Below are 12007 nucleotides of genomic sequence, written 5' to 3'. Positions count from 1 at the left end.
AAATTGCAGCAACGTTGAATCAATCGAACGCCTTTGCATAAGCGCCGGGTGATATACCGAAGCAACGTACGAACAGCCTTGTCATATGGCTCTGATCAGAGAAACCGCTGTCTGCGGCGACCTCGGCCAACCGGACGCCGCGACCGATTAGTTGGCGCGCGTGATGGATTCGTCGCTGTATGAGGTAGGCATGGGGTGTAAGCCCCGTAGCCCGAGTGAAACCGCGCAAGAACTGATAGCGGCTCAGGCCAGCTTCGTTTGCCAGTGCAGCGAGGGTCAACATTGATGCCGGGGCGTCGTCGATCATGGCGCGAGCTGATGCAATCCCACTAGGTATTGCACGCTCGGCGCCAGGTTTTGGCCGCAGTAAGCCCGCAATGAAGAGTAACAGTGCTTCGTCCGCTGCGAATTCATCAGGGTTATTGCCGCCTTCGGTCATCGTATGAAAAAGCGTTCGAAAAAGCCCCGCCATGCACTCGTCACGGACTGTGGGTTGGGCGAACTCTACGGCGCAGCAAAGCCTTCCTTCATCAATGTCAGCGCCCAGTTCGAGGATGATCGCAGGGTCCAGATACAGCATCCGCCAGGCACGCCCGTTGTCGCCGAGCGGTGCGCCATCATGCACTTCACCTGGATTGACGGTGATGATATCGCCCGCACCCGCTTCAACCATGCCCCGGCCACTGGCTGACTTCTGCGCCCCACGATCGATAAGACCAACACCGAACTGCTCGTGGGTGTGCCGTCCAAAGCTGAGCGCGGTGTCCGCCTTCACGGCTTCCACACCGACCTTTTGGCAACGCAATAAATTGAATGGTGCGCTCTTCATCGTGTTCCCTACGCCCAATGCCGCACAAGGAGCATGCTGCAACGATGGAGCCTGTACATGCGTTTAAATGCCAAGTTCCTGACTCACTTGGCTGGGGTACAAATACAAGGGTTTCAGAGACTCCTGAACGCAGCCGGCCAGCAGAAGCAGGGGCAAAAGGTATTTGAAATTCATGATCACCGTCCTTAGTCGCGAAGAAGATGTTCTTCATGACTATATCCCGTTTTTATCGGAGGGTATTACCCCCATGGGGGACAACTCAGGCACTGACGACCGAGGGTATGGCCTATCCATGATTACCTTGAGCTTGAAATAGTAGAGCGTTGCCGGTATTGATTAAAGTCATTCAGTGCAAGGAGCAGGACAGTGATCACGATTAGAGAGGCAACAATTGATGACCTTCAAACGCTCCAAGCCATCGGCATAGAGACTTACAAAGAACACTTTTCTGATATCTGGACCGATGCAGGGCTACAGACCTTCCTGAGCGAAGACTTCTCAGCATGTAAACTGCAGAAATCTATCGAATCGCCTACCCATCATTGTTGGCTCATTGCACTCAACGAGAAGGAAGAGGCCGTAGGCTTTTCGAAGGTCAACTGGTCCAAGCCCATCCCAATGTCTGATCAGATTGGCGCCGAACTCCAGAAAATTTACTTCCTTAAGTCTCAGGCGGGTAAAGGCTACGGAAAGCAGCTTCTCCAGTTCATCCAACACGCGGCGCAAAATCGCAATGAAGGTTTCTTATGGCTGGACGTACTGAAGACCAACTCAAACGCGCAGCGCTTCTATGAGAGCTTCGGATTTAGGGCGTCGGGCGAAATCCCCTTCAGTACCGACATAGCCGAAATTGGAATGATCGTGATGTGCCACGACGTTTCCCGGTAGGCACGTTCATCGATCACGCAACCAACCCAGTCCGTTGCCAATAGTGGGCGGGGAGATTTTACCGCACGTTATGCGCAACGGTTATTTTCGCAGATAGGCAAACATGTGCTGTACATAATCGGCCTTTCCGAGAGGTACGCCGTTATGACGCAGGATGTTGTAAGCAGTGACCAGATGAAAGTAGAACTGTGGAATAGCCCAGTTCACAGCATACTCACTGCCGGTCATATCGAAAACCATGCCATTTGGCAATTCAATAGCGATTTGACGCTCTGCCCCTTCCTCTATCTGAGCGCGGTCCATCGAATCAAGAATTATCAAAGTACGTTCAATGAGTGCTTTCGCTGTGGTCAAGTTTTCAGGAGGAGTGAGTGTTCGCACTGGCTGCTGTGTAAGTCGCTGAACAGCCTCAAGGGCTTGAGTGCAAGCGTACTGAATTTGCCGGGCTAGATCATGCATATCCGGTGCAAGTCGAGCTTCGAGTAGAGTTTGCGGATCATAACCGCGCTCGAATGCAGCGGCCTCGCCCTTAGACAAAAGAGACAATAACGCTCGTAGCATTTGCGCAAAGCAGGGGATGGTAACTGTGTAGACCGACATGTCTTTTCCTTAAGTAGTCATACATGCTGGCAAAAGGATCATCTTTCTCCGAAGCAGCGGAGTGAAGCCTAGCAGACGGTTCAATTTTTTCCGCCCACACGAAGATCAGCAGCTGGAGGGCGACCAAAATCAGCATGCCCGCGGTGGAATGAGCGCCCAGAGTTCAGTGGCTTTGGCCGCCAGGAGCGAACCGCCGAAGGTGCCCCACTGATCGCACATGCCCACCCGCTGGGCGCCGATTACTTCACAATTTCGCGCCACGATTTGGCAGTATCCAAAAACGTTGCGCGCAAATTACGGCAGGCAGACTTTGCGCAATCCCTACGAATGGACATCGAAGGCGACGGTGAAGGCGAGTGAATCAGCCATGCTGATAAATTTGATTTAAACCTACTTATTAGGCTCGAATTTCGCGAATATCATGCCGAAGAAAAAAACCTCCGACCATGGCCAGAATCATATAACTAGGGTTTTACTGAGCTCTTGATCACCCAAACACCAACAAGAACAAACGCTGCTGATTTAGCCACGGCGAACAGAGAATCTCTTCCAGCAAACAACTCAAACGCCGAAAATAGTAGCGAAATCGTCCCTACTACCACCAACCAATAGCCAACTGGGCGCACGTACCTGTGGAACATTTTTTCGTCTCCCTGATAAAAATGAAATTGTAGATTTCCTCACATCGTAACCTTATCAACCTTTGCGCCACCATCCGCGATCACGGAGAGCGGCGCCTGAATGCACATAATCCATGAGCAACGACGTGTACAAGGCCACCGCACCTGCTGTGGTTTTTTGATTGCGGCATCATCTTCTGGCTATCGTCCTCAACACCACCGGAACCCTGGGCCTATAGCGGTCTATCCCAGCGTTAATCCACGACGAACAACTTCGCCCCACAGGTGCTGGAAGATCGGTGCCCCTCAGCGTTGCTGCCCACCTGATAGCTCATCCCCGCGGTGAGTGTGAACTGACGACCATCCTCCAACTCCGTGTGCAACTCGCCTTCCAAGCACAACAGGATATGACCTCTCCAGCACCAGTGATCGGCAAGATAGCCAGGACTGTATTCAACCATTCGCACACGTGTCGAACCAAACTGGCAAGTTCGCCAATAGGCGGTACCCGTCTGTCCAACGTACTCGATAGGTTCGACAGTTGACCAATCGGTCGTACCAAATGGAACAGCGGTCAGGTCCATGTTTACCTCATCAATGGAAGGGGGTCTGCGGACCGTACCTATGCAGTGATCCTTTTCGGTAGACACAGATGCCCCGCATTTATGAGATACAGGCGCCAATCAAGCGTGCAACCCCGAGGGAAGTTCTCGGTCGAGGATGTGTAAAAACGTTTATCACCGCGATTGGCGCCCAGTGTTGGACTGAAAATCGTGCTTCTACGCAAAACCCAGATCGGCTGAGCATTCGATAATTTTCGGATTTCTCATAGATGCGCAAGCTTCAATTTTCCCGAAGCGTTTTTTACACGCTATGGTGGGTGGCCATTGATGCGGAATCGTCAACATTAATAGCCCGACATAACCAAGCCCCAGAAACGCAAAAGCCCCGCTTTCGCGGGGCTTTCGTTTAAATCTTGGCGGGAAACCAGGGATTCGAACCCTGGGAACGCTATTAACGTTCGCCGGTTTTCAAGACCGCTATGCATACTCAAGCGGGCTAGTGCCTTGAGCCCCCTTGGAGTTCCATTACTAAAGGAAAGTGACCGGGCTACAGACCGCATTCTACAAGGGGTGCGGTTTTAGTTTTGGAACTCTTTTTGACCCTCCCTCACGCCCTGCTTGCTGAAAAATAAATATCGCGGAAGTGACACGAGCCGAAACATGTACCATCCTCAATCGTCGCGGCCGAAATATGAACAATGGAGTGTCTGCATGAAGAATCTCACCCTGTCTTTGATTTTGATCTCTCTCGCTGGATGCTCCACGCCACCAAGGCCCGCCCCTGCAAAACCCCTGGTCCTATACCGATATCCGATGAGCGAGAACGCGGTACTGCTTGCTCACACGGTGGCGAGTCACGATCTCAAGGATCCAGAAAGCGCGAAGTTTCGTGATACGTTTTTCGTAACCTCAGATGCCCGCGGAGAAGCGCGAGACAAATCGAAAGATTCTTGGTGTATCGAAATCAACGGGAAGAATAGCTACGGGGCCTATGTTGGGTACACTTGGGCGCTTCTTCCTGCTGGAGGAAAATCGGTCATCATGGGCAGCTCCCCAGTCGGAGCAATGGCAAGTCAAATTTGCTCATCCGCGACCTATCCACCTGCAGGGTAGATCTGCACGCCACCATGTCAAGGTGACCCCGGAACACTCGTAACTGACTGATATATATAGAAATCAGGCCTATTTAGGCCACTCCAAAAACCTGCTTATAGCTCTATAAGAATCAATAACTTAGCGTTGGATATTGCTACAGTGATTCCCCTCCCGGCGTCCTGCCGACGAACACCACTCCCCAAACCAGCAGCACCTCGATTACTGTACACGCATACAGTATTTGAGATTAACGCTATGAACGTTGACATGGACACCGATGATTGGCTCGGCTGCCCCACTCCGCTGGAAATGTACCAGCACCAATGCTCAATCCTCGTAGATGAGCTGGTGGAGACCGAGCGCATGCTGCGTCGAGCGCGGGCAAATATCGCCGGGCTGGTGCAGATGAATGACCTACTGATGACGGGAAAGGATCAGGCCGAGGCCGCCCTGAAAGCCGCACTGTCCCAAGTTGCTGAATTGAACCTGGAAAACTCAGGCCAGGGCCGCAAGCTAAACGGGTTGGCGATAATCACGGAGCAGAGAGATCACCTTCTCAGGGAAAACCAACGGTTGCTGGATGAGCTGCGGGCACTCAAGGAGCCACAGCCCTGACGTACGCCTGGCACGCGCGCAAGGCAATTATGGCGTTATCCCCGTCGTCGGTGATGGCGATAATTCGTTGAGCATGCGCTGGGTCAAGTTGGGCTCGACGGGCTGCATGAACCACGCCGACGGCGCCGGGGGCGGTAGGCACGTTGCAGCTACTGGCTGAATCCTCGGCAATGAGGACTGACAGCCGGACATCAGCAGTAGCAAGCCGGTCACGCAGGCGAGCCTGGTTGCGCTGGGCATCGGATAATTCCTTGGTGTGTTGTTGGTCCTGGAGAGCGAGCTTTTCCTCGGTGGCCAGGCGCTTATCCAGCTCGGCCGACTGCTGAAGCCAGGCCTCGCCAGTGATTGCATCCAGTTCCTTCTGGTGGTGGGCGCCCTGCTCCGCGATACGCTCGGCCATCTTCTTGCCCAGGCGCCAGTCCTGAACCTTCCATGCCCCGCCAAAGCCGATGGCCAGCGCCAGCAGGATTGCCAGCCCCAGGCCGATCAGGTTCTGTGCAGGCGTCATCACGGCACATCCTTGAAGAAAACGTGGTGCCCGAGGCGCAGGGTCTGCTTAGCCTTCGCCGCCCAGGCCGGGGCCTCCGGCATCGTGTTTGCGTAGTAGTGCGTGGCGCCACCGGTTGGATCCGATACCGCACCCGACATCACCTGATCAGCCGCACGCTGGGCCTGGGCGAACTGCGCGGCCGGGATCTGCTTGGCGCCACTCAGGTAGGCGTAGTTCGGGTCGTTCTGGTTCCAGCAGCTGAACTGCCATGGCTTCAGGCACACACCGGCATAGCCCTCGCCCCACCATGACTTGGCCTTGCCATCGAACACACGGTTGCGGATGGTCCAGGCCACGGCGATCTGCCCGTCCAGCCCCTCACCGCGGGCTTCGCCCCACAGCGTGCGCGCCAGGATGTCTCGGTCTCTCTCGATTGCGTTCATGCTTTTCTCCAGACGAAAAAAAACCGCACAAGGCGGTGATGGTTTCCAGGTCGGCGGTCAGGCCGGAACCACGGGCCACTCGATAGCGTCCGGGTAATGCTCTTGCTCGGGCACTCGGCTCAGCGCAACGCGGTACTTCTTCCAGACCTTGAGCAAAGCAATCTCGGCGTCAGTGGCTTCGTCCACATCGACCGCATCCTGCAGCGGCGCGACGGCGTAGTCTGCTATGGCTCGTAGACGGGTAATCTCGGCCTGCGCCTCTTTCAAAGGGTCAGTAACAACCGGCGGCGCCTCGGGCATTTTCGGAACCGGCAAGTCCGGAACCATTATGTGAAGCGTGATCATCGTTTTCAGATCGTAGGGTTCGCCATCCATAGTGACGGTCACGGTCAGCAGGCCTTCAGCGAAAGCGATATCGACCTTCGCGGTGTCCTCCGAAGGATGCAGCGAGTAGCCCCAGCCCTGATCTAATGGCGGAAAAGGAACCATGCCCAGGGTGCCCGTGACGCAGTACACGCCGACACCAGAGCGGTAACTATCTACGTCCTTGCCTCCGAGCGATGTGATGTCAAACAGGGCGCCGGTTTCGCCCACGATGTTGATTGCTGCTCTTGCCATGTTCAGATCGCCTTTAAGGTGCCGTCTTGGGCACGGGTGGTATTGGAAGTGTCGTAGATAGTTCGCCAGCCGTTCTGCACCCCGACCGAGTTAACTGTTCGCCAGTAAAGATTGCCGTTCAGAATATTCCCGACAATATCAACAGCAAAAAAAGAACCATCGTAGAATCTTGAACGGATGCCGGATGCATAGGTAACGCCAGGTGGGCCACCCGTGGTCCCTTCCCCGTAGGATAGGAACCGACTACCCTCAACAATAAACGCTGAGTTCCCGTCGACCAGTTGCGCTGGTGAAATCTCCATGACGTTTCCCGAAGCGATGCCAACATTCCGAGTTGCCGCACTACCCAGGCTATTAGTCTTCGCATATAGCTCTGCCGTCATCGAATTGATTTTTACAGCGGCGCTTCGGGTAGTGTCGCCGCCGGCGCCTGTTGGGGCCGTGCCGACATTAATTTCTTGCCTAGCCATTTAGATGTTCCTTGTAAATTACATTTAAGCGGTTATTTTTCCAAATATCGCAGGAAGCAAAAAGTAGATTGGATTTGATACAGTCGTAACGCTAAATCTCAAAAGCGAGGCTGCAAAATCATACCTAAGCCCAATCCCGCGGGATTCATTATTCCCGCCCATCATCGGCATTCTGGAATTATTTACCATCAAATAATCGCCAAGCTCATAACTCATCGGAACAGAGTACCAATTAGTAGGCAGCCCCTGTCCGCTATAGGTCGTATGTGTGTAGGTCCAGTTTTGTAAGGCCCTGGTAAATACTGCTGCTTGGGTTCCAGAATCAAATATTTGCTTTCCAGTCGCATCCCACAATCTCAATCCATATGAGGCAGTAGGTTTCGATGAAAATGCCGCGACAAAAATAGCGCCTGAGTGGGCTTGACCTGATGTGACACTACACCCCGTCCAGGCGCCTGGCGTTCCTACTAGGAGAACGCCAAGCTGAATGAGCGATCCGTTACTTTGAGGCCGAACGAAGACAAGTGGAGGCTCCTGCGTGTCAATAACCGAAGCAAAAACGATGGAAACGCCCGCTGTATACGTGCCTTTGTGAAAAACACACAGCCTCGCATATTCGGAATCAAGAGAGACGGCGCCAGCGTCATTAGCCACCTCTAAACCATAACTCATTAAATCCACCTCATAACTATTAAGCGCATCGTCGCCTGGGAAATAGAATCATTCGGCCTCTGACCTAGAAAGTTTCTTACAGAGACTACTCCATTCCCCATCTCGCACTCCAACTGCCTATTAGTTGCCAAGCTGTCATCATTATTATTGTTGATCGGCAGCATGAAACATACTGAATTGCTAGGGCTGCATCCAGGCACTGAAAACGTTTTCGTGGATCTACCCTCGCCCGCATATGAAACAAGTACGGACAGAACAACCCTATAAGTTGAGGTACCCGTATCGAATTCCAGCACACCAGCCGATGACCATATCCTCAGACCGGAACTCATTCGCTCAAGTCTCCGATCTGAACCCGCTTCACGTTATTAACATCCCAGAATCGCAAAGATCGATTCGTCATAATCGAGCGACCTTGCCCTGGCACTACGCCGTTAATCTCGAAGGTTCCGTCCTTGTTGAGGATCCATCCTTGCTGGCCTGCGATGTAGTTGGTCGAACTGATGTAAGACCCGATCTTGGCGTTGGTGATAGTGCCGTCCTGGATAAACGCAGCCTTGATAAAGGTCTGCCCACCTGTGACCGCAAAGGGCACCGTCTCCGCCTGGCCGATGGCAAACCTGTCAGCGTCCACGATGAATTGCGACTGCAACCCCCCTGGGCCGTTCTCCAGCCCAAGCCCAATGCCGGCGATCTTGTACAGCCCGGTGGCGGTTTCGTACTGCATCCGCACCGACCAATTCGCCGTGACCTTACCGTCGACCGTTTGAATGGCCGTGGTGTTGGTCTGGATGGCCAGGGTGTTGCCGTTGACCGAGTTCTTGACCGTTTCGATGCTGGACGACAGCGCTCCGACGGCATTGATTCTGGCGGTTTGCTCAGCAACGACTGCGGCGGCGTTGTTGGCCACCTTCACTTCCACTGTGTCGGTTCGCTGCCCCTGCACCAGGTCGCCCTCGATCAGGGCGGATTGAACGGACCAGACGCCTACATAACTGGCCTCCGACCCCATCAAGGCACTGTCATCACCCTGAAGCGGCGGGTTGACCTGCAGGTAGATGCCGTCTACTCGCTGCGCCGTGGTGGTGACCTTGCCGTCGAGCGTGGTAACCGTGGCTTTGAGGGTACTTAGCCCGCTGGCCGTGGCGTTCACGCCGGTGACTGGGTCGTTGACCGTGACCTTCACCGCATTGAGCTGTTGCGCCTGGGCGGTGATGTCCTGGCCGTGCTGGTTGATCGTCGCCGAGTTCTGCTGAACCTGAGTCACCAGGGCGTTGACCGTCTGCGTTACCGTGCCGATGTCGGTCCAGTAAGTAGCGTTCGGCGGCGGGCTGTTCGCCGGAACCGGGCCGTTGGCCTGATACAGGTGCTGCCCCATGCGCACGATATCGTTAAGCGCGTACGCCTTCGCAGGGTCGTACTCAAGCGCGTCGACGATCTGGTCAATCAGCCCTTCCAGTTCGTCCTTGGCTGCTTCGATGCGGCCATTGACAGAGCCAGGCCCCGTCCCGTCGATGAGGTCGATCCGGTCCTTCAAATGCTGACCCAGGGCGGTCTCGTCTATCTGCCCCTTGATCTGCTCAAGAATCGGCCCGGCATCCGAACTGGCCTGCCCCATAACCCCATTCACCACCGGATAGAACGGACCGATGTTGCCGGTACGGTCCACCAGGCGCGCCCAGAAGAACAGCGTGGCGCCCGCCAGCAGGGACTGCATCCGGTAGTCAGCCTGCGGGTAAGCCAGGTCGGCCAGCTTCGTCGCGGCCGCCAGGTTGTTCGCCGGTCCATACCAAAGTTCGGTCCGCTGCGTATCCTCGGCGCCAGCAGGGAAGCCCCACTTGATGCCGATGCCGAACAGCTCGCTGGTGGTTGTCAGGAACGACACCGCCGGCGGCAGACCTGTCTTGCCTTCCAGGTTGGTCAGGTTGGAGCTTTTCCAGATCGACGAAATTTCGAAAGCGCTTACCGAACGCACCCGGGCCAGATAGGCGCCTGAGTAAATGCCGGTGACGTCGACGCTCGTTGAGCCTGTGCGCTGCACCTTGATCCAGTTGCCGTTGTCCTTGCGCCACTCCACGTCATAGGCGACGGCTCCAGCGACGGCAGGCCACGAGATGTTCATGGTGCTGATGGCTATGCCCTGGTTCACCGCGTAGCTCGACGTCAGCGTGACGCTAGCCGGCGGCGGTACCACGGTGATCGGGATAACGCTGATTGGGCGTTCTTCCAGGCGTGCGCCGGTGTCGATGTGCGCAAACTTGCTCGGGTCGTACTGCACGGCCGAGATTTCGAACACGCCAGGCTCTGGCCGCGCAACGCTGACCACCCGGTAAAGCGGAACGGCCAAGTCATCAGCATCCAGTGCCCACACAAGTTCCGGCTCAGGCGTAACTGAATAGGCCACGGTGACCGTGACCTGCCGACCACTGACCACTTCCACGGTACGCCCCTCGCACTTGCCGTCAGGCAGGTTGAGGATCAGTCGGTCGCCGGGCTTGGCCTGGGTGTCGCGGTCCAGCTTGATGACCTTGCCGTTTACCGCTGAGATACGCCCGCCAATGGCACGGCCGGCCAGCAGCTCGTCAGCAATCGGGATCACGTAGCCAGGCAGCGGGATACGGCCATCCAAACCAACCTTGAAGGTTACGGCCCGATCCTTGGAGTTGGTCAGCAGCGCCCACTTACCGCGGCGCTGGGCCTCGGATTCGCGGGTGCAGCCTATAGCGCTGATCTCCAGCGGGTTGTCGCCGTAGCGCCGCTGCAGCTTCTGATCGGTCACGGCGGTGACGTCGGTGTCGTAGTTGTTCAGCGGGTTGTCGTAGCTGACCAGTGCACGGGTGTAGCGGGTGCGCTCAGACGCGCTCGAGTAGGTGAACTTGCCGTCGAGGACGTTGGCCCGGGTATAAGCGAAGTCGAAGTCAGTGGCACGCGGCATATCCGACAGGGTGAAGACCTGGCCCTGGGCCCAGTAGGTCATGCCTCGGTAGATCGCCGAGATGTCACGCAGCAGTGACCAGGCGTCGGCTTTGCTTTGCAGATTGAGGCTGCAGATGAAGCGCGGCTCCTGGCCACCCTTCCCGTCTGGCACCAACTGGTCGCAGTATTGCGAGATCCGGTACAGCTCCCACTTATCCACCATCCACGGCTTGATTCGCCGGCCAAGGCCAAATCGGTCAGCGGTGGTAACGTCGTAGGTCATCCAGACAGGGTTGTCGGTCCAGGCCTGCTTGAAGGTGCCGTCCCAAACACCACTGTACGAGCGCGACAAAGGATCGTAGTTGCTCGGCACCTGCATCTTCTTCAGCTTGGTCTCGACCGTAACCGCCGGGATGCTGCGGAACTGTTCGGCTGAGAACTCAATGTAGAGCAGTGCGGTATTCGGGTAGCGAATCTTCGCGTCGATCACCTCGGTAAATCCGGCGATCTGCATGGTGTCCGAGATTTTGTTGTTGTTCTGGTTGGGCGTGATGCGGGTGATGCGCATCAGCCAGCCGGTCGTGGCTTTGGGTAAGTCGATACGGCGCGTGCGCTCGTACACACTGGTGGTCTTGCCATCGACAGCTTCGCTCAGCACCTGCTGGTAGGCGCCGCCATCCGTGGCCAGCTCAACCTTGTATTCGATCCGGTACCCATTGATGTTGCCCCCGGCATCCACGGACTGGAGCGCAGGCCAGGCGAAGCGCACACGCACGGCGGAAAGCTGGGTGTTATTGATCGCCCTGACCCAGGGTGTACCGCTGCGCAGCTCGGTGCTGATGGTGGTCTCGTTCTCGACCGACGGGATCCCCTGGATATAGGTCTGGTCCACTGCCCCGGTGCGCCACTCCCACTTCACGTTCGGGAAGTTCATGTTCCCCTGTGGGTCTTGCAGCGGAGTGTTGTCGAGGTAGATATCCTTGGCGATTGGCGTCCCTTCGAACTCGCCCTCACCAATGGCAATGAGCATCTTGGCAATGGCGACAGAACGAAGACTGTCTGGCGCTTCGGTCGGCGTTTTTGGTTTATCTTCGCCGCCCTTGGCGCCGTGGATGTCAATCTTGCGTGCTGCGCCCATGCTTTTCTCCAGGCAATAAAAAACCGCCTCATGGGCGGCAGCGGTGTTTC

The 12007-nt window shown here is 55.8% G+C and carries 12 protein-coding genes; 3 read left to right on the top strand and 9 right to left on the bottom strand.

What is annotated here, in order from left to right; genetic code table 11:
* Nucleotides 1–19: 19 nt before the first annotated feature.
* Nucleotides 20–829 carry an AraC family transcriptional regulator gene (locus BLU48_RS07865; protein WP_057025572.1) on the bottom strand — a complete coding sequence of 270 codons (810 nt, stop codon included), beginning with the start codon at nucleotides 827–829 and terminating at the stop codon, nucleotides 20–22.
* A 366-nt stretch (nucleotides 830–1195) separates the two neighbouring features.
* On the opposite strand from BLU48_RS07865, the gene BLU48_RS07860 reads away from it, so the two are divergent.
* On the top strand, nucleotides 1196–1717 hold the full coding sequence (locus BLU48_RS07860; RefSeq protein ID WP_057025571.1) for a GNAT family N-acetyltransferase: 522 nt from the start codon (nucleotides 1196–1198) through the stop codon (nucleotides 1715–1717).
* An 81-nt stretch (nucleotides 1718–1798) separates the two neighbouring features.
* On the opposite strand, the gene BLU48_RS07855 is transcribed toward BLU48_RS07860, so the two are convergent.
* Both BLU48_RS07855 and BLU48_RS07850 read right to left on the bottom strand, forming a co-directional pair.
* Entirely contained in the window at nucleotides 1799–2317 is a 519-nt protein-coding gene (locus BLU48_RS07855; RefSeq protein ID WP_057025570.1) for a DUF1993 domain-containing protein, read from the bottom strand.
* A gap of 874 nt (nucleotides 2318–3191) precedes the next feature.
* Nucleotides 3192–3521 (bottom strand): DHCW motif cupin fold protein, encoded by a 330-nt coding sequence (locus BLU48_RS07850; protein ID WP_057025569.1) that lies wholly within the window; start codon nucleotides 3519–3521, stop codon nucleotides 3192–3194.
* 690 nt (nucleotides 3522–4211) lie between these two features.
* Here BLU48_RS07850 and BLU48_RS31650 point away from each other — a divergent pair.
* Both BLU48_RS31650 and BLU48_RS07845 read left to right on the top strand, forming a co-directional pair.
* Nucleotides 4212–4613 (top strand): hypothetical protein, encoded by a 402-nt coding sequence (locus tag BLU48_RS31650; RefSeq protein ID WP_124356157.1) that lies wholly within the window; start codon nucleotides 4212–4214, stop codon nucleotides 4611–4613.
* A gap of 237 nt (nucleotides 4614–4850) precedes the next feature.
* Nucleotides 4851–5210: a hypothetical protein gene (locus BLU48_RS07845; RefSeq protein WP_057025568.1), complete on the top strand. Its 360-nt coding sequence runs from the start codon at nucleotides 4851–4853 to the stop codon at nucleotides 5208–5210.
* On the opposite strand, the gene BLU48_RS07840 is transcribed toward BLU48_RS07845, so the two are convergent.
* The 6 genes from BLU48_RS07840 to BLU48_RS07820 all read right to left on the bottom strand — a co-directional run bounded on the left by BLU48_RS07840 (nucleotide 5191) and on the right by BLU48_RS07820 (nucleotide 11957).
* On the bottom strand, nucleotides 5191–5718 hold the full coding sequence (locus BLU48_RS07840; protein WP_069556779.1) for a lysis system i-spanin subunit Rz: 528 nt from the start codon (nucleotides 5716–5718) through the stop codon (nucleotides 5191–5193). The two genes, BLU48_RS07845 and BLU48_RS07840, sit on opposite strands and share 20 nt — an antisense overlap.
* Nucleotides 5718–6143 carry a cell wall hydrolase gene (locus tag BLU48_RS07835; protein ID WP_057025736.1) on the bottom strand — a complete coding sequence of 142 codons (426 nt, stop codon included), beginning with the start codon at nucleotides 6141–6143 and terminating at the stop codon, nucleotides 5718–5720. Before BLU48_RS07835 ends, BLU48_RS07840 begins: the two co-directional genes overlap by 1 nt.
* A gap of 57 nt (nucleotides 6144–6200) precedes the next feature.
* The gene (locus BLU48_RS07830) at nucleotides 6201–6761 is read right to left on the bottom strand and encodes a tail fiber assembly protein (RefSeq protein WP_057025737.1); all 561 of its coding nucleotides are present in this window, start codon (nucleotides 6759–6761) and stop codon (nucleotides 6201–6203) included.
* A gap of 2 nt (nucleotides 6762–6763) precedes the next feature.
* Entirely contained in the window at nucleotides 6764–7231 is a 468-nt protein-coding gene (locus tag BLU48_RS07825; RefSeq protein WP_057025738.1) for a hypothetical protein, read from the bottom strand.
* 24 nt (nucleotides 7232–7255) lie between these two features.
* Nucleotides 7256–7903, bottom strand: coding sequence for a hypothetical protein (locus tag BLU48_RS31645; RefSeq protein WP_124356071.1), 648 nt, complete (start codon nucleotides 7901–7903; stop codon nucleotides 7256–7258).
* 328 nt (nucleotides 7904–8231) lie between these two features.
* Complete coding sequence (locus tag BLU48_RS07820; RefSeq protein WP_083348194.1) at nucleotides 8232–11957, bottom strand: TipJ family phage tail tip protein; 3726 nt, start codon at nucleotides 11955–11957, stop codon at nucleotides 8232–8234.
* Between the last annotated feature and the right edge of the window lie 50 nt (nucleotides 11958–12007).

This window comes from Pseudomonas synxantha, from assembly GCF_900105675.1.
GTDB classification, from domain to species: Bacteria; Pseudomonadota; Gammaproteobacteria; order Pseudomonadales; family Pseudomonadaceae; genus Aquipseudomonas; species Aquipseudomonas synxantha.
Note: the sequence above shows the minus strand (reverse complement) of the source record. Positions and strands in the feature narration are given on the sequence as shown.